This is a genomic window from Campylobacter showae (assembly GCF_900699785.1).
Taxonomy (GTDB): domain Bacteria; phylum Campylobacterota; class Campylobacteria; order Campylobacterales; family Campylobacteraceae; genus Campylobacter_A; species Campylobacter_A showae_D.
Genome location: NZ_LR535679.1, coordinates 1714724 through 1737431, shown reverse-complemented (window position 1 = coordinate 1737431; position 22708 = coordinate 1714724). Strand labels below are relative to the sequence as shown.

At 47.8% G+C, this 22708-nt stretch carries 24 protein-coding genes and 1 tRNA gene; 13 read left to right on the top strand and 12 right to left on the bottom strand.

What is annotated here, in order from left to right:
- Positions 1-711, bottom strand: a complete 711-nt coding sequence (locus E4V70_RS08620) for a DUF6882 domain-containing protein (protein WP_122862699.1) — start codon at positions 709-711, stop codon at positions 1-3.
- Positions 712-847: 136 nt separating this feature from the next.
- On the opposite strand from E4V70_RS08620, the gene pepT reads away from it, so the two are divergent.
- The gene (gene pepT / locus E4V70_RS08615; RefSeq protein ID WP_122862698.1) at positions 848-2083 is read left to right on the top strand and encodes a peptidase T; all 1236 of its coding nucleotides are present in this window, start codon (positions 848-850) and stop codon (positions 2081-2083) included.
- 100 nt (positions 2084-2183) lie between these two features.
- On the opposite strand, the gene E4V70_RS10805 is transcribed toward pepT, so the two are convergent.
- The gene (locus E4V70_RS10805; protein ID WP_163026455.1) at positions 2184-2342 is read right to left on the bottom strand and encodes a hypothetical protein; all 159 of its coding nucleotides are present in this window, start codon (positions 2340-2342) and stop codon (positions 2184-2186) included.
- Between the two features lie 126 nt (positions 2343-2468).
- On the opposite strand from E4V70_RS10805, the gene E4V70_RS08610 reads away from it, so the two are divergent.
- Positions 2469-3005: a tetratricopeptide repeat protein gene (locus tag E4V70_RS08610; protein ID WP_122862696.1), complete on the top strand. Its 537-nt coding sequence runs from the start codon at positions 2469-2471 to the stop codon at positions 3003-3005.
- Between the two features lie 229 nt (positions 3006-3234).
- Here the strand turns inward: E4V70_RS08610 and dcuC are convergent, their stop codons facing one another.
- Positions 3235-4542: a C4-dicarboxylate transporter DcuC gene (dcuC, locus tag E4V70_RS08605; RefSeq protein WP_122862695.1), complete on the bottom strand. Its 1308-nt coding sequence runs from the start codon at positions 4540-4542 to the stop codon at positions 3235-3237.
- Between the two features lie 266 nt (positions 4543-4808).
- On the bottom strand, positions 4809-5519 hold the full coding sequence (pepE, locus tag E4V70_RS08600; protein WP_122862694.1) for a dipeptidase PepE: 711 nt from the start codon (positions 5517-5519) through the stop codon (positions 4809-4811).
- A gap of 251 nt (positions 5520-5770) precedes the next feature.
- Here pepE and E4V70_RS08595 point away from each other — a divergent pair, with 251 nt between their 5' ends.
- Positions 5771-7213: a nicotinate phosphoribosyltransferase gene (locus E4V70_RS08595; RefSeq protein WP_122862693.1), complete on the top strand. Its 1443-nt coding sequence runs from the start codon at positions 5771-5773 to the stop codon at positions 7211-7213.
- Between the two features lie 163 nt (positions 7214-7376).
- Here E4V70_RS08595 and E4V70_RS08590 read toward each other — a convergent pair.
- Positions 7377-7453 (bottom strand) — tRNA-Ile (locus E4V70_RS08590).
- Between the two features lie 109 nt (positions 7454-7562).
- On the opposite strand from E4V70_RS08590, the gene E4V70_RS08585 reads away from it, so the two are divergent.
- Together E4V70_RS08585 and E4V70_RS08580 are read left to right on the top strand one after the other, a co-directional pair.
- A complete protein-coding gene (locus E4V70_RS08585) occupies positions 7563-7979 on the top strand; it encodes an SseB family protein (protein WP_122862692.1) in 417 nt (138 codons plus the stop codon).
- Between the two features lie 170 nt (positions 7980-8149).
- A complete protein-coding gene (locus E4V70_RS08580; protein ID WP_232037852.1) occupies positions 8150-8938 on the top strand; it encodes a CbrC family protein in 789 nt (262 codons plus the stop codon).
- Between the two features lie 329 nt (positions 8939-9267).
- On the opposite strand, the gene E4V70_RS08575 is transcribed toward E4V70_RS08580, so the two are convergent.
- The 3 genes from E4V70_RS08575 to putP all read right to left on the bottom strand — a co-directional run bounded on the left by E4V70_RS08575 (position 9268) and on the right by putP (position 12707).
- A complete protein-coding gene (locus E4V70_RS08575) occupies positions 9268-9789 on the bottom strand; it encodes a hypothetical protein (RefSeq protein WP_122862690.1) in 522 nt (173 codons plus the stop codon).
- Between the two features lie 179 nt (positions 9790-9968).
- Positions 9969-11216 (bottom strand): DUF2130 domain-containing protein, encoded by a 1248-nt coding sequence (locus E4V70_RS08570; RefSeq protein WP_122862689.1) that lies wholly within the window; start codon positions 11214-11216, stop codon positions 9969-9971.
- Positions 11217-12707: a sodium/proline symporter PutP gene (putP, locus tag E4V70_RS08565; RefSeq protein ID WP_122862688.1), complete on the bottom strand. Its 1491-nt coding sequence runs from the start codon at positions 12705-12707 to the stop codon at positions 11217-11219. It abuts the gene before it with no gap.
- A 138-nt stretch (positions 12708-12845) separates the two neighbouring features.
- Here putP and E4V70_RS08560 point away from each other — a divergent pair, with 138 nt between their 5' ends.
- From E4V70_RS08560 to E4V70_RS08525, 8 genes are all read left to right on the top strand, one after another.
- Complete coding sequence (locus tag E4V70_RS08560; RefSeq protein ID WP_122862687.1) at positions 12846-13556, top strand: amino acid ABC transporter permease; 711 nt, start codon at positions 12846-12848, stop codon at positions 13554-13556.
- Positions 13549-14277 carry an amino acid ABC transporter ATP-binding protein gene (locus E4V70_RS08555; protein WP_122862686.1) on the top strand — a complete coding sequence of 243 codons (729 nt, stop codon included), beginning with the start codon at positions 13549-13551 and terminating at the stop codon, positions 14275-14277. The genes E4V70_RS08560 and E4V70_RS08555 overlap by 8 nt, the downstream gene beginning before the upstream one ends.
- Positions 14278-14289: 12 nt before the next feature.
- Positions 14290-15111: a transporter substrate-binding domain-containing protein gene (locus E4V70_RS08550; protein WP_122862685.1), complete on the top strand. Its 822-nt coding sequence runs from the start codon at positions 14290-14292 to the stop codon at positions 15109-15111.
- 60 nt (positions 15112-15171) lie between these two features.
- The gene (locus E4V70_RS08545) at positions 15172-15888 is read left to right on the top strand and encodes a basic amino acid ABC transporter substrate-binding protein (protein WP_122862684.1); all 717 of its coding nucleotides are present in this window, start codon (positions 15172-15174) and stop codon (positions 15886-15888) included.
- Complete coding sequence (locus tag E4V70_RS08540; protein ID WP_122862683.1) at positions 15888-16619, top strand: hypothetical protein; 732 nt, start codon at positions 15888-15890, stop codon at positions 16617-16619. The genes E4V70_RS08545 and E4V70_RS08540 overlap by 1 nt, the downstream gene beginning before the upstream one ends.
- 45 nt (positions 16620-16664) lie before the next feature.
- Complete coding sequence (thiD, locus tag E4V70_RS08535; protein ID WP_122862682.1) at positions 16665-17447, top strand: bifunctional hydroxymethylpyrimidine kinase/phosphomethylpyrimidine kinase; 783 nt, start codon at positions 16665-16667, stop codon at positions 17445-17447.
- Complete coding sequence (thiE, locus tag E4V70_RS08530) at positions 17440-18042, top strand: thiamine phosphate synthase (protein ID WP_122862681.1); 603 nt, start codon at positions 17440-17442, stop codon at positions 18040-18042. Before thiD ends, thiE begins: the two co-directional genes overlap by 8 nt.
- A 225-nt stretch (positions 18043-18267) precedes the next feature.
- Positions 18268-18819 (top strand): NAD(P)H-dependent oxidoreductase, encoded by a 552-nt coding sequence (locus tag E4V70_RS08525; RefSeq protein WP_122862680.1) that lies wholly within the window; start codon positions 18268-18270, stop codon positions 18817-18819.
- Positions 18820-19077: 258 nt separating this feature from the next.
- Here E4V70_RS08525 and E4V70_RS11000 read toward each other — a convergent pair whose 3' ends face one another.
- From E4V70_RS11000 to E4V70_RS08505, 4 genes are all read right to left on the bottom strand, one after another.
- On the bottom strand, positions 19078-19956 hold the full coding sequence (locus tag E4V70_RS11000; RefSeq protein WP_232037851.1) for a hypothetical protein: 879 nt from the start codon (positions 19954-19956) through the stop codon (positions 19078-19080).
- Between the two features lie 177 nt (positions 19957-20133).
- A complete protein-coding gene (locus tag E4V70_RS08515) occupies positions 20134-20607 on the bottom strand; it encodes a hypothetical protein (protein WP_122862679.1) in 474 nt (157 codons plus the stop codon).
- A gap of 165 nt (positions 20608-20772) precedes the next feature.
- A complete protein-coding gene (locus E4V70_RS08510; protein WP_122862678.1) occupies positions 20773-21405 on the bottom strand; it encodes an SEL1-like repeat protein in 633 nt (210 codons plus the stop codon).
- Positions 21402-22694, bottom strand: a complete 1293-nt coding sequence (locus E4V70_RS08505; RefSeq protein ID WP_122862677.1) for an aminotransferase class V-fold PLP-dependent enzyme — start codon at positions 22692-22694, stop codon at positions 21402-21404. The genes E4V70_RS08510 and E4V70_RS08505 overlap by 4 nt, the downstream gene beginning before the upstream one ends.
- Positions 22695-22708: the final 14 nt, after the last annotated feature.

Below are 22708 nucleotides of genomic sequence, written 5' to 3'. Positions count from 1 at the left end.
TTAAAATTCGTATTTAAATCCCGAAATCCTACCCTTGTCGTCAAATTTAATCAAAAGCTCTTTGTCAAATTTAGCTACGATTTCGTCTTTGCCTTTCTTAAAAAGTCCGCCCTTTTCGACGTTTTCATCAAATTTGACTCCGTTAAATTCCAAAAAGCTTTTGATGAAAATTTTATGATCTACGTCGTGATTTTGTATGCAGCTACTTGCTGTTTTGACAAACTCGTGCGTGCTAAGAGGCTCAAAAAGCGAAGCTGGCGCATCGGTTATAGCCACAAACGCACAGCCCTTATCGTGTCTGCAGCCGTAGTAGCATAAATTTTCGTCAGCGACTCCGCATGCGGCGATACATAGCGTGTGCCCGTTAAAGGTTTCATCCAGCTCAAAGCTCGGTTCGCTAAAAGCTTGCAAACCCCACTCTAGCCCCGCGCGCAACACCTCCGCAGAAAACCGCGTCGCCTCCTCGCCAAAGTTATTTACGTTCGCGTGTCCCCACAGCCACGTGTCGCTCACGTTTGACTCGCTGCCGATAAACTGTATCTTGTAAATTTGATCGCCGAAAGCTATCTCGCAGCGATCAAAATCCACGTTCCAGTCGAGGTTGCCGACGATATCCGCAAATCTATTTTGCACGGTCGCCATCTTGCCCAGCGTCGCCGAAAAAACCTGATTAAAGTCCGAAAAATCACCTACGTAGCGTAAATTTCGCATTTTTGCTCCTTTAAAATTAGTTTGCGAATTATACCGATTAAATTTTAAACTTGCCAAAAAATATTAAAATTTTATTTTAAGCTTAATTAAAAAATAGTATAATTTCATAAATTTTATCTCAAATTTAGGAGCGAACATGGATATAGTCGAGAGGTTTTTACGCTATACGAAGATCAACACCACCACAAACCGCGAAGCGGGCGCGGCGGGCATTATGCCTTCAAACCCAACCGAGCACGATCTAGCAAAGCTGATAGAAAGCGAGCTAAAGGAGCTCGGCCTGCAAAATATAAAAAGACGAGAAAATACCATAACCACAGCCGTTTTGCCGTCAAATTCCGCTAAAAAGCTGCCGTCCGTGGCGTTTTTCGCACACCTTGATACGAGCGCGGAGCAAAAAAACGACACGAAAGCGCAAATCGTACGCTACGAAGGCGGCGACGTCACGCTAAATAAAGAACTGGGCATAACGCTCAAACAAAGCGAATTTCCGGAGCTTGCTAACTACCTCGGAGACGATCTCATCGTAACGGACGGCACCAGCCTGCTAGGCGCGGACGACAAGGCCGCGATCGCCGCCATCGTAAACGCCGCGCAGTTTTTCATACAAAATCCGCAAATCGAGCACGGCGACGTGACGTTTGGCTTTTTACCCGACGAGGAGCAAGGCCTGCGCGGAGCCAAGGCGCTTGACGTCTCAGAGATCAAGGCCGACTTTGCCTACTGTCTAGATTGCTGCGGCATAGGCGAGCTGATTTACCAAAACTGGAACGCGGGCGATGCGGTCGTGACCTTCGTCGGGCAGTCTGCGCACCCGATGAATGCCAAAGGTAAGCTAGTAAATTCATTGCTACTCGCTCATAAATTTATCTCGATGCTACCGGGCGGCGAAGCACCCGAGTATACCGACGGCGTCGAGGGCTACTACTGGGTCAAGGAATTATCTGGCAACAGCGCAAAGACCGTGCTAAAGCTCGACGTTCGCGAATTTAACGAGGCAAAATACGCGCAGCGCATGGCGTTTTTACAAGATCTTTCCGACTCGTTTGCTAAAATTTACGGCGCGCACAGAATTCAAATCAGCCTAAAAGACCGCTACAAAAACGTATTTAACTACCTAGCGGACGGCGAAAACAGCCTGCCCGTCGTCGCGGCCAAGCAAGCCTACGCTCGGCTAAACATAGAGCCAAAAGTCATCCCGATGCGAGGCGGCTACGACGGCGCCGTCATCTCGGAAAAGGGCGTACCGTGCCCGAATATCTTTACCGGCGCGCACAACTTTCACTCCATCTACGAATACCTGCCGGTAAAATCGCTACGCGCGGCTAGCAACGTCGTCTGTGAGATCGTAAAAATCATAGCAGAGAAATAAACCGAGTCAAATTTGAGGGCGAATTCGCTCTCAAATTTTAAAAGTCAAACTGAAATTTACGCGCTTTTTGAAAATGCCGGCTTTTAAATTTGTGAGCTTTTTAGTAAGCGTGCTTTTCGCTCAAATTTTTAGACTGCTTTTTAAATTTGCGATCCGTCGCCGAGACAAATTTAGCTCGGCTCACTCGGACTTTCGGCGACATTTTGCCCGAGTGAGCACCGTAAATCCGATCGGGGTCAAATTTGCAACCGCCTTTCATCTTACGCTCCGAGGCCCGCCCCTTTACGGTGCTAACCCAAATTTACGTCAAATTTAACCCGCCCGCCCGAATTTAAGCTCGCTTTGCGTAAAATGCAAAGAGCGATTTTAAATAGGAGCAAATTTAATGAAAAAGATATTTTTACCGCTAATTGCGGCTTCGGTCTTATTAAACGGCGCCGATCTAGACGCGCTACAAAAGGAGTGCGACGGCGGAAAGGGCGCAAGCTGCTACGAGCTTGGCGTCTTGTACGATAACGCCAGGGAAGGAGCCGCGCAAGACTACCAAAAAGCGGCCGAGCTCTACTCAAAGGCTTGCAATCTAGGTAACGGCGCCGGCTGCTCAAATTTAGGCTTTTTATACGACAACGGAAGCGGCGTGGCGCAGGACGGCAAAAAAGCCGCCCAGCTTTACGCAAAGGCGTGCGATATGGGCGATGAAGCGGGCTGCTCAAATTTGAGCTTTGCCTACGCAAACGGACGCGGCGCCAGGCAAGACTACGCAAAAGCTAGCGAATTTTACGCCAAAGCCTGCGACATGGGTAACGGCGGCGGATGCTACAATCTAGGCAACCTATACGCACAAAAGGACGGGGCGTCAAAGGGGACGCAAACGCGGCCGAAAAATACCTCAAAAAAGCGTGCGATATGGAGCCCGAGCTAGCCTGCGACCGATATAAAGAGTTTATTCAAAAATAACATTGGCTGCCTTTGCGCGGCAAATTTGACTCGGTAAATTTGATAGAAAAAGGCGCATGTCTAAGAGAAACGACGCACGCAAGGATTAAATTTAACTAATTTTCTAAAATTTAGAGATTTAAAAAAGGGCGACAAACGCCATCCGCGTATAAAGTCGGCAAGGCGCCGACTTTATAAATTTTAGCTCCGTAAATTTAGAGCATAAAAAACGCTATAACGCACACGGCTATCGCCATCGCAGGAGCCGTTCGCTTAGCTATCTCTACCGGGCTAACCATCGCAAGACCCGCGCACACGATCGCTGCACCCGCGATAGGAGACGACGAGCGGCCTAGTGCGCCCGAGATCGCAGCGGCCATGCCTAGTTTATCCTGCGCAAAGCCAAGATCCGCAGCATGAACGGTGATAGCTTGGTTAAACGCCATAGTAGCGGCATCACCCGAGCCCGTAACCGTACCCATGAGATACGGTACGAAAGTACCGCCGTAGCGCACGAACTCCTGGGAGTGTTTTAGCCACTCGGTGACCGCGTCGATCGCACCGCACGCCTTTAGACCCGCGACGAAAACGCCCGCGGCGATGATGATACCCATAACCTCGGCGTAGGCGCTGCCCATACCGTTAAAAAACTCTTTGGTGATCTTTTCAGGGCTTGTCCACGTGATGAAAACCGCGATGATAGCGCCAAGGATCATAGCCTCGGCCACGCCCATCTTCGTCCATGCTAGCCACGAGATTTTATTTAGGCTTGTGCCGCCGACGACAAGGATAACTAGCGGGATGAGAGGCGCTAGAGCAAAGAGTAAATTTACCTTCGTCTGCGTCGCTTCGCCAGCGTTGCTTATAGATTTAGGCGAGAAATCCTGCCCTTTTTGATAATCTTTAAAGATAATCGCCGTTAAGCTAATCACGATCAAAACGACGATGCCTGCGGCGACGGCGTTTGGAAACTGCACGCCGATGACGTCTTGGACGGTGTAGGCTTCATTGGTCTTTTTTACCATGTCGGTTACGAAGATATTGTGCGCGGAGCCTGGGCTTAGCACGCCGCCAAAAGTTCCCGCAAACACCGCAGCTCCCGCCATCGCAGGGCGTACGCCAGATGCCATCAAAAGCGGTATCATCGTAGCCCCGACCGCAGCCGAGCAGCCCGCAGCCGACGGTATCGCGATGTTGATGAGATAGGTGAGCACGAAAGTAGCCGGAATCAGCAAAAATCCGATATTTTTCATCGGTTTGGTAAGTAGCAAAACTAGGTGCTGGTCGCACTTAGTCACCTTCATAACGTAGGCAAAGCCCATGCTGGCGCAAATGGCCTTGATAAGGCCGGCCGAAGTCATCGACTTCGTAAAGCTCTCAAGCGCTCCGAGCGGATTTAGACAGATGACGCAGAGTACGAGTCCCACGCCGATGAGCACGGTTTTGGTCTCTCTTTTTTTGACCAATAAAAACACGACGGCGATCAAGCCTATGACCGCACAGATTAGCTTAGCAGTAGCCATTTTGTCCCCTTTCGTTTTGTGTTTTATACCTATTTCGAATTTAGATCAAATTTGCGCCGCCTAAGTTTTGCGCGCTAAATTTGAGTCAAATTTAATCTTTTCGTTTAAATTCGTCGACGGACGTTTATCTAAAATTTGCGAGCCTCTAAAAAGTGCTCCTCAAATTTGAGATTTTTGTCCTATTTCGCCGAATCGTAACGACTATTTTAAAGAACGCTTTTGCCGATCTTAACCCGCTAGTTAAATTTAAGTGCGAGCCCAAACGGCTAAAATTTAAAGCTCTCACCGACTTTTATGAACTCGGTTTCTTTTTGATACGCCATTTTTAAGACGGGGCTTTCATCCATGCCCATCACGGTTGCGTTTTCGTCCTTTATCCTTAGAGCCGTACCTTCAGGTAGCGCGTAGATCAGGCTTTTTTGATTTACTATCAAAAACTCCTCCAGCCTCTCCTCCCTGCTTTCGCCGTTGTGTCCAGCGATCTTGCCGCTGATGAAATGCGGATTTATCTGATGCGGGAAGATATTTAACGCGTCAAAGCTTTTTGGCATGATGATAGGCATGTCGTTTGTCGTCATCATCGTGCTTCCGGCGACGTTTGCGCCCGCACTCCAGCCAAAATACGGCACTCCCGCCTCCACTCTTTGTCTGACAGCTTCGACTAGATCAAATTTATAAAGATAGTAAAGCAGCGCAAATGTGTTTCCGCCGCCGATGCAGATGGCTTTAGCCTCGGCTACGGCGCGTTTTGGATCGCTAAATTTATGGATGGACGCGATATTTTTGTACTCTAGGCAGTCGATGACCTTTTGCTCGTACTCGTCGTTAGTGCGGCGAACTCCGGCATACGGGATAAAAAGCACCTGCTCGTCCCAAACTCCGCACTCTTTCAAAAACTCGTATATCCAGTTTTTACAATGCTTAAGATAGCCCGTATCTTTGTAGCTTGAACTGCTTAAAAGCAAAGTCTGCTTCATAAAATCCTCCTAAATTTACAGATTTCAACGTCTAAAAACTCAAAAAAGTAATTTAAAATATAAAAATAATATAAAAATTTTTTTTAAATAAAAACTTTAAAACTATATGCTAATAGAGCTTAAAAACCGATAAAAAGTGATAATATTATGAGATTAAATAATATATTTGTTAAAAAGCGCTCCGCCGAATTTCAGCGTCTCGCAAGCCGCGGGGTTATATTATTATCAAATTTTAACGAGAAAGGGCAAAAATGACGCAGTTTGACGCGAGAAATGTCAGCATGGTGATGGATCTTTACGAACTTACGATGGCGGAGGGGTATTTTAAAAGCGGGGATCAGCCGCGCGTGGCGTTTGACGTTTTTTACCGCAAGGTGCCCGACGGCGGCGGTTTTGCGATATTTGCGGGACTTGAGCAGATCATAGAGTATGTAGAAAATTTACGCTTTGACGAGAGCGACGTGAGCTATCTGCGTTCGTTAAATTTATTTAGCGAGGATTTTTTGGATTACCTGCGCAAATTTCGCTTTAGAGGCGATATATACGCATTTGCCGAAGGTACGATCATCTATCCGCAAGAGCCTTTTATGACCGTCGTGGCCTCGCCTATCGACGCGCAGCTCATAGAAACCGCGATCCTATCGCAGATAAACCACCAAAGCCTCATAGCGACCAAAGCCAGGCGCATCGTAAAGGCCGCGGACGGCAGGAGCGTGTTTGACTTTGGCGCCAGACGCGCGCATAACTTTGACGCCGCCGTATATGGCGCCAGAGCTGCATACATCGGCGGCGCGGACGGTACGGCGACGGTGCTAGCTGCTAAGACTTTTGGCATACCAACGACGGGCACGATGGCGCACAGCTGGGTGATGTATTTCGGCGACGAATTTGAGGCATTTAAGCGTTACGCCCTGCTCTATCCAGACTCCGCTTCGCTGCTCGTAGATACCTACGACGTGCTGCATAGCGGCGTGCCAAACGCGATAAAAACAGCAAAAGAGGTGCTAGAGCCGCTAGGCAAGCGCCTAAAAGCGGTCAGGTTAGACTCCGGCGACCTGGCATATCTATCCAAAAAAACGCGTGCGATGTTAGATGCGGCGGGGCTACAAGACTGCAAAATCATCGTCTCAAACAGCCTGGATGAATACACCATCGCCTCGATCCTGGCCCAAGGCGGACAGATAGACGGCTTTGGTGTGGGCGAACGGCTGATAACCTCCAAGAGCGATCCGATTTTTAGCGGGGTTTATAAGCTAGTAGCAGTCGAAAACGGCGGCAAATTTAACCCTCGTATCAAGCTATCCGAAGCCGTAGAAAAGATGACCAATCCCGGCATAAAAAAGGTCTGGCGTATCTACCAAAACGGCCAAGCCATAGCCGACCTCATCGCAAACGCGGACGAAACGCCCGACCTATCCAAGCCGTACCGCTATATAGATCCCCAAAAGCCGTGGAAGGAGCTGTATTTTGAAGGTTGCACGGCGCGGCAGCTGCAAAATCTAGTCGTAAAAGACGGCAAGCGTGTGAGCGAGAAAGTAAATTTAGCGCAAATTAGAGAGTACGTAAAAGAGCAGCTCGAAAATGAAATTTGGCAGGAGGAGCAACGCTTTGAAAACCCGCACAAACACTACGTCGATATGAGCGTGAACTACTACGAGATGAAGATGAACCTGCTAAAACAAACCAAAAAATAGGCGAATCAGATTTCGCCTTTGCTTGATTTTGACGTCAAATTTGACCGCAAATTTTAAAAATCGGCTCAAATTTGACGGCTTAAATTTAACTTACGATAACTGTTTTAGATTAAATCTAAAGACAAAATGGCTTTAAAAATCTGAGATAATTAATGTGAATAGGTGGTGGGTTCACCAGGACTCGAACCTGGGACCATCCGGTTATGAGCCGGATGCTCTAACCAACTGAGCTATGAACCCGCCAGCTGAAGTGAGGTTGTGATTATAGCAACGCAAAGCTTATTTACTGCTAAATTTTGATTTAAAACGCAAAAATGTATAATACGCCAAATTTAATCCAAGGCGAGAGATGAACGAAAATTTAAACGATTTTATAGACGTATTTTTACTAGACGGCGGCGAACAAAGCGAAAAGGCGCTAATCGCAGCGCTAAAAAAGACAGAGTTTTTAGCGCCCGTACTCATAAACCAAGCCTTAGCAAAGCCTGACGGCAGCGCAGTTTATGAAGAAGAAGGCTCAAATATCAAATTTGTCCTACTTGAAAACGAAGAGAGCGGGCTTAGCTATTTCCCGGCGTTTTCTAGCAGAGCCGAGATGATGAGATGGCGAAACGACGCCGAGCAAGAGGCGATAAATCTACGCCTAAAAGACTACGCCGCGATACTAGATGGCGCCGAAGACAAATACGCCGGAGTCGTGATAGACGCGTTTTCGCATAGTTTGATTTTGGATTTAACAAAACTTAAAGCAATCTGCGCGGAGTAAAATTTGACCCGAATAGGCGTCCTCTAAAACAGCAAGCGCGCTCTGTAAAATTTAAATTTTAAGAATAGTACCGCCCGCAAATTTGAGGGGAAAAGATAGATAAACTTAGGCAAATATATATCGCGCTTCAAAAGGCGTTTTGGGATTCTGACGGTAGCGCGGCGAGCGTTTTGGCGCTGTATGAGTTCAAAGACGAGCTCGAAAAATACGCTGAAAAAGAGGCAAAAGCCGTGCTGGTAGACGTTTATGAACTACTTGGACTCAAAAAGAGCGCCTGCGAGCTACTCGGCGAAATTTGCGATCCGAAGGACAGAAAGCAGCTCAAAAAGCTCGGCTATCTGAAGCAGTATGCGGAAAATAGCGACGCAGATGCAGTAAAGCGCCCTCAAACCGCTAGCGAGGCGGCGCGCCAAAGCAAAAAACTAAAGGCGTTGCCTCATTTTCGTTATCACCCGGATCCATTTAAAACGGGCGTGTTTAAAGATGATGCGAGCGTGATTTGCGAGTGCTGCGGGCAGCCGACGGACGCGTATTATTGCGGTAGCGTTTACTGCGTGGCGGACGTGAACTACCTTTGCCCGCACTGCATCGCTAGCGGCGCGGCTGCGGCGAAATTTGACGCTAGCTTCATCCAGGACGCGGATCCTCTGCCGCCGGGCGCTGCGGACGTGCAGGCTAAAACCGAGGAGCTTTTTAAAAGGACGCCTGGGTATTCTAGCTGGCAAGGAGAGCGTTGGCTTGTATGCTGCGACTATTACTGCGAGTTTTTGGGCGACGTTGGCACGAAGGAATTAGAGGATTTGGGTATTGCCGAAGAGGTCTTTACCGAATACGCCCTGCGCGGCGAATTTGCGGTAGAGGATGCGCAGGGTTACCTCGTCGCAGGCGGCGATATGGCGGGCTATCTGTTTCGCTGCACCCGCTGCGGTAAATATAAAATTCAGGTCGATGCAAGCTAAATTTGAGGCTAAATTTGAAAAATTTTACTCGCCTAGACCGGCATCTTGAAAACGTAAAATTTAGTTTGTGAAAATTTGACGTTATTTTGCTTTTGTATTGATGGGTTTAAGCTGCGTCATGCTTAGCGGTTGCGAGCGTAACAGCCTCTTCTTGCTTGCAAGCTGCTTTAAGCAGTAGCGAACGCAGTGAAGCTAAAGCAGAACTTCGCTGGGTTTTTAAATTTTGGCCGAGTCAAATTTGCAGATTTAGCCCCGTTGCAAATTTAAAATATATAGCGCGGCGACGACGCACCAAACCAGTGTAATCAATATGCTTTTGCGTACTTGCACTATTTTATTAATTTCCTTATCGCATAGCTCTTGGCAAATCCATACGCTCCGCTACCTAAATCAAATTTAAAATCTTCATTAAGCGAGATGTCGTAAATAGCGCTCATCGCAGCTTTAAAATTTACATCATCCTCGACAAATAAAAAATACAAAAACTTTTTATTTTTATACAATACGATTACAGGACGATATCCGAATGCATAAATTGTGTAGAAATATGATATTTCCTCTTTTTTTGTTTTTATATTATTTCCGGTAATAAAATTTTGATTGGTAATATATATGCATCGCCTTTTATAATTTAATATCTCGCAATACATAATGTAAAATAGAAAAATTGAAACGGCGGATATGACAATCATAGACAAGATACTACCGTCTATGATATTAAACAAAACAAATAACAAAAACATGCAAATAAACATCCTAACGGCAAAAAAATAATTTACATTTTGATAGCAATACAGAACCTTCTCATCGTCATCAAGCTCGGTACCTTTAGGCAAATCATAATCACTCAAATTTGGGCCTTTCGTTTTTAAATTTTAGCAGAGTTAAATTTGCAAATTTAGCAGGATATGAGACAAGTATTCCAGACAGAATAGGCGTAGTTTAAATAAATTTTTCTTACCCGCAAAGGAGCGGACTAGTCGTCCGTGACTGCGGTGGTCGTAAAAAAATTTATTCTAAAATCCGCCATTTACAGGGAATCAAAATCGCCCGCATCAAACCCCAGTTCCAGCGTCCTTATCTCCCCTATCGCATTTCCAGCGATCCCCTTTATCGAGCCAAACATCTCGATCGCGTTGTCGCGCACCTTTTCGATCTGTTTTTCGCGGCTCTTCCAGATGCGTTTCATCGCGTTTTTCTCGCGCTCTAGCTCATCGCTCATCGCAGAAAAGCCTTCCACGATAGCCTCGATACGCATCTTAAACTCGTTGCTAACTAGATACGAGTAGAGCATCTCCATCTTGTTTGAGCGGTTTTGCGCGGAGTTCCTAGCGAAATTTAGCTCCACGACGCCCTGCCTTAGCACGAAACAAAGCGCCTTAAACTCCTCGTAGTTGCACACCCATACGCCGTCAATCAGCCCCATGCGCTCTAGCTCCCGCGGGCGCGCCTCGCTAACTAGCACCCCGACGTCGGCGCCCGATGCGCGCATATCGGCCTTAAATTTCTCTATCCATTCGTTTGAGAAATTTTTCGTGCGTTTGCTCTCGTAGTAGATTTTGCCGCAGTTTTGCGCCTCGCGGGTATTTACGATCTGCATCACGTCCGCGCCGTTTGCGCCCTTTTTGACCTCGTCTATGGTATCAAATACAAACTTCTCCCGTAGCCACGCCTCGATAGCAAGCTCTTGCGTCTCGCCTTGTAGCTGCTCGCTGCCCTGCTCTATGCGTCTTTGCGCCTCGTTTAGCTGCTTTTTTAGCGCCTCTAGCTGCTCGTCTTTTTGCTTAAATTTTAGCTCGTTTTGCTCGGCCAAAGCCTTGCCTAGCCGCTCTTTTTCCTCGTTTAGGCGCTTGCTTAGCTCGGCCTCGGTTTTAGCCATCAGCGCGCTTTCAAACTCGCTCTTTTCGCGTTTTAGCTTTTCTATTTCAAGCGTCTTTAAATTTAGCTCGTTTATCTGCTTTGACTTGGCTTCAAGCTCGGTTTTTAGGGCGTTTACTATATTTAAATTTTCGCTTTCAAGCTTTGCTTTTATTTCATTTTCAAGCTCTGTTTTTTTAGCGTTTAGGGCTGCGGCAAATTTGGCGTCAAATTCTTTTTCCTTTGCGTTTAGAGCGTCTAAATGAGCCTTGTATTCGGCCCTTTTTGCTTCGATCTCTTTGTCGAAATCTCGCCTAGCCGCCGCCATTTTTTGCTTCATTTCAAGCTCAAGCTCGGTTTTTAGAGCCAAATTTACATCGACTTCGGCGCCGCAGTTACCGCATTTTACGCTACTTTGCATTTACAGCCTCGTTTTCATTTTTTCAAATTCATCCTGCACGGTGGCCGAGTTTGGCTCGTTGCTCATCTTATCTATCGCGTCGCCGTAAAGGCTGATGAGATAAATCACGACGCAAGAAACCGCAAAGCCCGGCAATATCTCGTAAACGTAAGAATTTAGCCCAAGCGCTATCCAAGCAATCACCGTCGCTCCGCCCGTTATCATACCCAGCAAGGCCGCCAGCGCGCTCATCCTGCGCCAGTAAAGGCTAAAAAGCAGCACCGGCCCAAAGCTCGCGCCAAAACCGGCCCACGCGTAGCCCACGACGTTTAGCACGCTTTCGTTAAAGCTAAAAGCAAGCGCGGTAGCCACTAGCGCGACGGCCACGACGGCGTATCTGCCCGCGGCGACCTGAGCTTTTTGCGAGATTTCTTTTTTATAAAAGGCAAACACGAAGTCCTGCGTCACCGAGCTTGCGCTAACCAAAAGCTGGCTAGAGATCGTGCTCATGATGGCTGAAAGCACGGCTGAGATGATGATACCCACGAAAAACGGATGAAACAGCGTCTCGCCAAGCTGCAAAAAGACTTTCTCGGGGTCTGCTAGAGGCAAATTTAACTCGCTGTAATACACAAAGCCGATAAGCCCGCTCATCATCGCCCCGACTAAGCCTATCGCCATCCAGCCGATACCGATGCGGCGCGCCTGGGCTAGCTCTTTTGAGCTTCGTATCGCCATAAATCTAACTATGATGTGCGGCTGCCCGAAATATCCAAGCCCCCACGCCATAAGTCCTAAGACGCTTAAAAAAGTCTGGTCGTAAAAGACGTTTAGGTGGTTTTTACCGTATTTTGCCACCTCGCTCCAAAATGTAGCGCCGTCAGGCAAATTTAGATTACAAAACGCCACTATCGGCACGGCGACTAAAACCAAAAACATCAGCGTGCCCTGAAACGCGTCCGTGATACAAACCGCGCGAAATCCGCCGAAAAACGTGTAAAAAACGACGATAGCCAGCGTAAAGATCGCGCCGAATTTAAAATCTAATCCAAAAAAGCTCTCAAAGCTCTTGCCGCCCGCGATTATGCCGCTACTCACGTATAGCGTGAAAAATATCAAAATCAAAAGCTCCGAGACTATGCGTAAAATTTTGGTCTCGTCCTTGAAGCGATTTTGTAAAAAATCAGGGATCGTGATACTATCGCTGGCAACCTCGGTATAAACGCGCAGGCGCTTTGCTAAAAACAGGTAGTTGCAATACGCGCCGATAACTAGCCCCAAAACCATCCAAATCGTAGCAAGCCCCGTGGCGTAAAGCGCGCCCGGCACGCCAAGCAGCATCCAGCCGCTCATGTCGCTGGCTCCCGCGCTTAGCGCCGTAACTACGGGCCCTAGGCGGCGATTATCGAGCAGGTATTCGCCCATATTGGCGTTTTTGTTATACGAGTATCGCCCCACGAAAAGCAAAAATCCAAAATACAGCGCGATGGCGATATAGCGTGCATAATCCATAAATTTCCCTCGGGTTTTAAATTTAAGTTACGATAATATGATAAATTTGTTTAAAAGATAATTTTTTCGCGTAAAAAAGGTTAAATTTATATTTTTTTTCGTATTATTAAGCCTCATTACGCTTTTAAGGTTTAAGAAATGCTAAACGAAAAATTTTTTAGGGCGCTATTTTTCGTCCTCATCGTCTCCGCGGGCGTTTATTATTTTTATCCGACGGAGTTAAACGAGGCACAACGTCTAGCTTACCTTAAAAGCTACGGCGTGACGCTGGGACTCACCATAGGCGGCACGGCTATAGGCGTGACTTTGGGCTTTATTTTGGCGTTTTTAAAATTTTTAAATATCAAAATTTTAAGCTTTCTCATCGACGAATACGTGGATATCCTGCGCGGAACGCCGATTATTTTGCAGTTGCTTATATTTTCGGTCGTGATTTTCGCGACTTGGAGCGATAACTTTTACGTCGCTTTGATCGCGCTTGGGCTAAACAGCTCCGCATACGTCGCAGAGATCGTGCGTAGCGGCATAAATAGCGTCGATAAAGGGCAAATGGAAGCTGCAAGGGCGATGGGCCTAAACTACTACGTCTCGATGCGAGAGGTGGTGTTTCCGCAGGCGACTAAAAACATCTTGCCTGCGCTTGCGAACGAATTTATCTCGCTGTTTAAAGAAACTTCGGTCGTAGGATACATCAGCGTGATCGACATCACGATGCAAAGCAAGAGCCTACAAGCGGTGTTTTATAGTCCGGAGCCCGTCATTTTCACGGGCATAGTTTACTACGTCAGCGTAAAGTTCTTTACGTTTTTGGTTAAAATTTTAGAGAGGAGACTAAATCGCCATGATTGAGATTAGAAATTTGAGTAAAAATTACGGCGATTTACGCGTCCTCGATGGTATAAGCGTAGATATCAAACAAGGCGAAATCATCGCTATCATAGGCCCTAGCGGCGGAGGCAAAAGTACGTTTTTACGCTGCATAAACCGCCTAGAAGAGCCAAGCGGCGGGCACATAAAGATAAACGGCGAGGATATAACGGACAAAAAAACGGATATAAACAAAATCCGTCAAAAAGTGAGCATGGTTTTTCAGCACTTTAACCTTTTTGCAAATAAAAACGTCTTGCAAAATTTAACCCTAGCTCCGATAAAAGCGGGAATTTTGGATAAAGAAAGCGCGGAAAAAAGAGCCGACGAGCTGCTAAAAAGCGTGGGTTTAAGCGATAAAAAATATGCCTTCCCGCACAAGCTCTCCGGCGGTCAAAAACAGCGTATAGCGATAGCTAGAAGCCTCGCGATGAATCCCGAGGTCATACTCTTTGACGAGCCCACCAGCGCGCTAGATCCCGAGATGATCGGCGAAGTGCTAGACATCATGAAGGACGTCGCGGCAAAAGGCATCACGATGCTAGTAGTCACCCACGAGATGGGTTTTGCTAAAAACGTGGCAAACAGGATATTTTTCATGCACGGCGGTAAAATAGCCGTGGACGACACGCCTAAAAACGTATTTGAAAACCCCAGCAATCAGCGTTTGCAGGATTTTCTAGGTAAAATTTTAAACCACTAAAAGGAGGTCAAAATGTCACAAAACATCGTTGCGGCTTTGTCCGCCGGCAAATTTAAAAAACTTTTCGTTTTCGTAGCCGCCGCTTTGATGCTTTCAGGCTGCGATCAAAGCTCGAATGAAAACGCAAGCAAAGACGCCGCAGTAAAAAACGAGGCAGCCCCCGTAGCGGTACAACAAACGATAAGAGTGGGCTCTAGCGCGGACTATCCGCCGTTTGAGTATATCGACGAGCACAACAAGATCGTAGGCTTTGAAATCGATATGATAGAAGCCGTCGGTAAGAAAATAGGCGTCAAATTTGACGTACAAAACATGAGCTTTGACGGGCTGATCCCAGCTCTAAAAACGGGCAAGATAGACGCTGCGCTAAGCGGTATGAGCGCGACCGAGGAGAGAAGAAAATCGGTCGATTTCACCAAGCCTTATTATTTTTCGGATAATCTTTTCATCCGCAAAAAAGGCACCGACGTAAATGCGACCAATATGCATCTCAAGAAAATAAGCGCGCAAATAGGTACATTGCAAGAGACCGCGGCTAAATCTATCTGCGGCGACCTAGCCGTACCTGCAGAAAACGTAGCGGCTGCGATTTTATCGCTAAAAGCGGGCAAAATCGACGTCGTGCTAACAGATAGTCCGATCGGCTACGAGTATCTAAAGCAAAACTCTGATTTGGAGGAGTTTTTGAAGCTTCCCGACGGCACCGAGGGCTTTGCCGTCGCGTTTGACAAGGGCAAGCACCTAGAGCTAATCGGCAAAATAGATGCCGCGATAGAGGAGCTCAAAAAGAGCGGCGAATTTGACAAGATGATGGAAAAATACGGCCTAAAGTAAATTTGCAAGCCCGCACCAAAACGCGGGCTTAAATTTAAAACCAAATTTAAAGGAGAGAAAATGAAAAAGATTTTTGCGCTGCTTTTAGCGGCTCTAGCTACGCTTGGTGCCGCCGAGCTAAAGATCGGTACCGCTGCTAACTATCCGCCGTTTGAGTACGTGGACGAGCAAAACAAGATCACGGGTTTTGATATGGATCTGGTAGCAGAGCTCGCTAAACGCGCGGGTTTTGAGTACAAGATCGTAAATATGAGCTTTGACGGCCTAATCCCAGCTCTAAAAACGGGCAAGATCGACGCCGTAGCAAGCGCGATGAGCGCAACCGACGATAGACGAAAGTCGGTTGATTTCACGCAGTCTTACTACGCTACCGAAAACATCTACTTGCGCGCTAAAGGCAACGACGCTATCGCGAGCAAAGACGCCCTAAACGGTAAAAGAGTGGGCGTACAACAAGGCACCGTCCAAGAGATCGCCGCTAACGCTATCGCAGGCGCTAAAGTCGTACCTGCCGAGGATCCGGTTCCGCTAATCATGGGACTAAAAAAAGGCAAGATAGACGCGGTCGTGCTTGATAGCTCGATCGGTTACGGGTTTTTAAAGAAAAATCCCGAGCTTGAGGAATTTTACAAAGAAAACGACGGTAGCGAAGGCTTTTCTATGGCGTTTGACAAAGGCAAGCAAGCAGATCTAATCGCTAAAATAAACGCCGCGCTCGACGAGATGAAAAAAGACGGCAGCTACGATAAACTGCTAGAAAAATACGATCTGAAATAATGAAAAAAAGCGCATTTTTTACTCTGCTTAAATTTTGCGCTTTAGCCTTGCTGTCGGTAAATTCGCTCGCCCAGTTTACCGACATGCAAATCACTCAAACAACCAAATCCAAACGCGAAAAAGTTACCAAAGAAATCCTGTTTTTAGAAAAAATTTTAGACTACGATACATTTATCTTTAGACTAAACGCCGCCGTGATCGCCCCTTGCAAGCTTGCAAACGTTAAATTTTATAACGGCGCAAAATGCATAAAAGATAAAAAAGAGCTGGAAAATTTCAGCAAATCCTACGACAAAGAGATCAAAAAGATATTTCGTCCTGAGCGCAACTACTACGTGCTCACGCTAAAAAATCTCGGCGATAGATGGCTGTGCGAAGTAAGCGACGAAAGCAGAATCCTAAACAAAACCCTGGTCAAAAACGGCCTAGCCGCACCTACTAGCAAAGAGTACCAAAAAATCGAGGTCAAAGAGGACTGGGCAAAGAAAAATCACGCGGAAATTTACGAGTGCCTAACCGGCAAAAAGCTAGAAGAACCGAAGAAAAAACCTAAAAAAGCCGAAAATAACGCCACCAAAAACGTTCAAACCGAGCAAAACCCCGCAAGCGAACAGCCTAAACAAACGCAGCCGCAAACTCCGCCGCCGATGCCGATGGAGTCGCAAGGAAACGGCCCCGTAAATTTAAAGGAGCTAGGCGTAGAGTTTGGCAAGGATTTTGGCGACAAATAAATTAGCCTAAAGATAAATTTAACAAAAACCGCTCAAGGCAAAACAATGAAAAATCCTAAAAAAAATATCCTAATCATCGCAGGCAGCGACAGCGTCGGGGGTGCCGGCGTGCAAGCCGACATAAAAACCTGCGAGGCCTACGGCTGCTATAGCGCGACCGCGATCACTGCTCTAACAGCGCAAAACACAAACGGCGTGAGCGCGGTGATGCCCGTAACGCCAGAGTTTTTAAACGCGCAGCTAGAAGCAGTCTGCGCCGAGCTAAAATTTGACGCCGTAAAGATCGGCATGCTCTTTAACGAACAGCTCATAGCATGCGTCAAAGCCTGGCTAGAGCAAAACCGAGGCATAAGCGCCGTGATAGATCCCGTCTGCGTGGCAAAATCGGGCGCCAAGCTGCTGCAAGAGGGCGCCATAAACGCGCTAAAAGAGCTTTTGAGTCTAGCCCGCATCGCGACGCCGAATTTAGACGAAGCGCGCATTTTAGGGTTAAATTTTGACGGCGAGCGGTTAAATTTAGGCGCGAATCTACCTTGCGACGTGGTGCTAAAACGCACGCAAACGAGCGCGATTTGCGAGGACACGCTTTATAAAAAAAGCGGCGAGATAGTTAAATTCGGCGAGCCGCTCGAGCGTCCTACGATCATGCACGGCGCTGGTTGTAGCTTCTCCGCGGCTATCGCCTGCGCCCTAGCGTGCGGGGCAGACGAGATAACGGCAATCAGACGCGCCAAAGCCTTTGTCGCAAACGCCATCAAAAACGCTCACGGCTCAAATTTCGGCATGCGGCTGCTAGATCACAAAGCAGCGGGCGAAAACCGTGGCTAAAGTTTACGCTATCACGGACGACGCCCTAACGCCCGAAAACAGCATACTCGAGCAAACTCGCGAGCTACTAGAGTGCGGAGTGAAGTTTTTACAGTACCGCACCAAGCTTGAGCCCAAAAACGAGCGCGTAGCGACTGCGCTAAAAGAGCTTTGCGAGCGTTACGGCGCGAGATTTATCGTAAACGACGACGTCAAATTTGCCGCCAAAATAGGCGCAAATGCCATGCACATCGGCAAAAACGACGGCGGAGTAAAGGCCGCTAGAAAGATCCTGGGCGATGACGCTTTCATCGGCGTTAGCTGTTATGACGATCTAAATTTAGCCCTGAAAGCGCAGGATGAGGGCGCCTCTTACGCGGCATTTGGCGCCTTGTTTGCAAGCCCGACCAAGCCAAACGCCCCGCTTTGTAAATTTGAAACGATCAGGCGCGCAAAGGAAATTTTACGTATCCCAGTTTGCGTGATCGGCGGCATAAACGCAGCAAATATCGCGCAAATCGCCGCACTAAATCCAGACTATATCGCCGTTATCTCGGCACTCTATCGTCCCGAATCCATAAAAGAAAATTTGCGAAATTTGCAAGCGTTTTTGTAAAAATACGCTAAATTTGCGTCGCTAAACCGCGCAATGCTCCGCTCAGATTTAAGCCAAGTTCGCTAAAATTTACCCTGTTGGAGTTTGAAACGGTTTGGGGAGCGAGGAGTCGCGCATCGATGGCTGGGTTAAATTTTACTCCGTTGGAGTCTAAAACAGCGTATTTGCGAGCCTAAGGCGGCGCTTGCCGACGGTTAAAATTTGCTTGATTAAAAAAGGAGAAAAATGAAAACTCTAATCATCCTAGCCCACCCAGACATCCAAAACTCGGTTATAAACAAACTCCTGCTACAAGAGGCTCTCAAAGAGCCGCAGCGCTTTAGCGTTCATGATTTGACGCAGGTTTACACAGGCGGCAATATCGACGCCGCGCGCGAGCAAGAGCTCATCAGAGCCCACGATGCACTCGTTTTGCAGTTTCCGCTTCACAACTTCTCCTGCCCTCCGATTTTAAAATCATGGATCGACGCGGTGATGACGCACGGCTTTGCCTACGGACGCGGTTCAGACGGCATAGCGGGGCGTAAGGTGGCGCTAGCCGTGACTGCGGGCATCAAAAAGAGCGACTACAGCTCGCAAGGACGCTATCATTTTAGCCTGCGCGAGGTTCTTGTGCCGTTTGAGCTTGCGTTTAAATACTATTTTCGCGCCGATTATCGCGACTTTTTCGCATTTTACGGCGCCGAGGAGACTCCGGGCGTGGACTACGTATCAAGCCAGGACGATTTAGAGCGCGGCACTAAAGAATACGCGGAGTTTTTGCGAAATTTAGGCTAAATTTGACGGTCGCAGTTAGCCTTGCCGTGCGTAAATTTGCCTCGCTATAAACCACGGAGGTCGCTCTAAATTTAAGCTTTATCGCCGCTATATCAGCGATTTAGGGCCCGGCAAATTTGCAAGCGTTTTTTGTAAATTTAAACACAGGCGAGTCCGCTTGCGCTACTCAAATTTTACGCCGAATTTGAGCGTCAAATTTACGGCGGCCTGGCTTAAATTTAAAATCTCCGCGCTAAATTTGCCAAGCCTCGTCAAAGGCTAATCTTTTTTATAAAACACGTTAAAACCAAATCCGCCGAGCAAGATTATCAAGCCGGCAATCCCCGCAAAAGGCGAAAACCAAAAATCCATCGTTCCCGCGCAGAGCAAAACAAGTCCCGCGCAAAGGCTGATCGCGATATCCACGACAAAGCTAGCGCCCCTCTCAAAAAAGCCTTGCGATTTTTTCGCAGTCAGATTTTTACTGAGATTTCGTATCTCTAAAACCTTGAAATTTTCGTATTTCACGCTCGCTTCGTCGCCGTTTGCTAGCTCCAGAGCGCGCTTTTTAGGGCCACTACCCCACAAAAACGTATCGCCGACCGTGACGCTAAAATAGTTTTTCTCTTTCGTATCAAAAATCCTTAGATTTCGCACCGCGCCGCTAACCTCGCCGTTTGCCTTGGGCTCTTTTGCGGCGTCTAGCATCAACCTAACGCGCAAACCCAAAGACGCCTCGCCGTGATATTTAAACCAAGCAAAGGCAAGAGAGCCAAAACCAAAAACTAGAAGCAAAGTGCCAAAAAGCGGCTGCCATCCGCCAAATCCCGAAAAAATCGCCCAAACACCTGCCGCGCCAAACAGCAAAAATAGCGCGAAAAACAGAGCCGCAAAAAAGGAGCTAGGCTCGTAGGTGTACCAGGCCGCGGAGTTTAGGGAACGGTTTTTTAGCCCCAAAACCCGCCCCTTTTTATCGCAAACGACCAGCGTTTCGTCGCCGTCATTTACCGGCAAGAGCGGACTTTGTAGCGAGCGGACGTTAAAAAATTGATCCTCCAAGCTAAAGCTATAATCAAATCCGCTTTTGTCTTTATAGACGCACTCAAGCGAATTTATGCGGCCACCGAGCAGGTTTAAATCGTTTTTCGTTTCTTGCAAGCTAAATCCTTTTAAATTTTAAGTTTTCGCGCCCGAAATTTGAGCGATATAAATTTGCGCACCTATAAATTTGATCGCTCGTTCGCCCGCCAAATTTAAGAATAGACGCTGAATTTGCCGCGTTTGGCAGCATTTTTGGGCGGGCGAATTTGACGACGAACCACAAATCCGCTTCTTTTAAAAATTTCTCAAAGCTAGATACGCGTTTGCCTTATCGGTCGGAGTTTTGTCGTCGATGCAGAGCAAAGGTAGCAACACAAATAGACAAATCATAACTGCAAAAAGCAAGATAATATTACCAAGCGGCGGGAGATATTTAAATAGGCAGACGATCGGTATCACCAAGATAAGACCGTAAAGCCTCTCCGGCAAAAACTCCATCATCGCCTCCTCAAAAATCATCAAATGCGCGTGCCAAGCGTAGTTTTTGAGCCACTTGCCAGAGGTTAAATTTTTAAAATTCCAAACCTCGTTTTGTTCGTCATAGGCGATAGCTAGGCGGTCATTTTCGCGAGGCACGAGGTGCTCTTTGAGCTTTTTGGCGTTAAATTTCGCGCCCGCGATCTCAAAAGCGCACTCATCCATCGCCGCATCCCATCTCACGTTTTTTACCTCGCCCGCTAAGACCTGAAACTCGCGCGAATCTCGCATCTAAATTTTCTCCAAAGTTTTTATAAATTCATAAAAATTAACGCCGAGCAAATTTGAGCTGGGCGTAAAAATACGTCAAATTTGAGCAAGGCACCCGCGCGGACGATAAAATTTGACGGATCGCCTGACCGAAAAAAGCAAGTTTACGCCGTAAAGCCCGCAAATTTATCGCGCCGATAGTCCTTCCAGCTCCTTTGCCAGCGCGTTTACCTTCGAGTCGTCCATGCCGTTGCGCTCGACGTCGCTCACGACGATATCCTCCCACGCCTTGGCAAACTCAGTCTGCGATAGCCCGAGGCCGCCCTCGCCCTTTGGCAGCATGCCGCTGATCACCAGCGCGCGGAAGCACACGTGGCGGTCGCCTTTATACGCTTTGCACTGCTCCAGCGAGTTTTTAAACTCGGCTCCTAGGTGCTGCGTGACCTTGTCGTCCGGGTACTTTTCCGCTGCGCGAGCTATGTCAAGCGCTGTTTCGTAGTACTGCGAGATTGCCTTAAACTCGCCGTTTTTGGCGGCGTATTCGAGTAGTTCGCCCGCTCTTTTGCTATCTCTTGGCGCGCCTAGGCCCGTAACGTAGAGCAGCCCCAGATCGCCACAGGCGTCTCTTAGACCCTCGTCGCAGTATTTTTTGCGAAGCTCGAATTCCTCTTTAAATCTACCGCTTTCAAAGTAGTTGTTTGCGCCCGCGGCGGAGTTGTACTCGCGAAGTACTTTTGCGTACTGCTCGGGGCTAAAGGGCTTTGCCTGCGCGCAAACGGCACAAAGGGCAAACAAGGCCGCGGCTAAAATTTTATTCATTTTTTATCCTTTTTGGTTTTAAATTTTTTGATAGTTTTTTTGATAGCCTTTAGCAGGTATGCGACGTCTTTTTGCGTGTGGGAGTAGTGCAGGCTTACGCGCACCCAGCCGGGCTTTTGATCAAATTTCTGATCGTCTTTTAGCCCGAGCAGATCGTGTCCGTACGGACCGGCGCACGCACACCCCGCGCGGGTCTGCACGCCGTAGTCCCGGCTTAGCGCCTCGGCAAAATCATAAGGCGAAACGCCTTTTACATTAAACGCGAAAATCGGCAGTCTCGGCACTGCGCGCGGAAAATAGCTCACGATCTCGGGGATGTTATCCAGCCCCTCGCAAAATAGCTTTGCAAGCTCATCCTCGCGGCTTTTTATGACGTCTAGGCCGACCTCGTTTCGCAGTCTGTATGCTAGCGAGGCTCTAATCAGCCCCATCACGTGCTGGGTGCCGCCCTCCTCGGTGCGCTCCACGCTAGGAGCGAAAAAATGCGAGCTGCGGCTCACGTAGCTAACCGTTCCGCCCGCGGCAAAGGTCGGTTTGTCTGATTTTACGAGTTCTTTTTTTATCGCAAGCAGTCCGCAGCTGCCTACGCCTCCTAAAAGCTTATGCGGCGAGAGAAATAGCGCGTCGAAGTAGTCGGCGTCGAGGTTGTCATGCGGACTAAGGCTAGCCGCGTCAAAGGCTACGGTCGCGCCGTATCGCTTCATCATCACGTAGATTTTTTTGTAGTCGCTGATTATCCCCGTGACGTTTGAGGCTGCGCTAAAAGAGCCGATGATCTCGCGCTTTGAGTTGATTTTGAGCAGTTGATCGAGCCTGCCGAAATTTATCTCCCCGCTCTTGCTTAGCGGTATGCGCACGACCTCGCACAGCCCCTCGCGCAGGCTGACCTCGTTTGAGTGGTGCTCGTAGGGCGAGACGACGACGAGGGGCAAATTTGCGCCCTTTAGACTCTCCTCGCCCAGACGGTTCGCGCTCATAGGCGGCAGGTAAAGCCCCATGATTTCCTCAAATTTCTTTATCGCTCCGGTCGCGCCGCAGCCCGTAGAGATCAGATAAAATCGCTCGTCAAGCCCCAGCGCGTCTTTTAGGCTTTGCCTTGCTTTTTCGTAGCGTTTTTGCGTCTTTAGCGCGTTTGAGGCGCTTTCGGAGTGCGTGTTGGCGTAGGTTTTTAGGTATTTTGCGATCTTGCGCTCGATAGGTGCGTAGGCTAGGCCAGAAGCCGTATAGTCAAAGTAGCGCACGCCCTTTTTTAAAATAATATTTTTCCTGATTTCGTCGATGCTAACCAAAATTTTTCCTTACA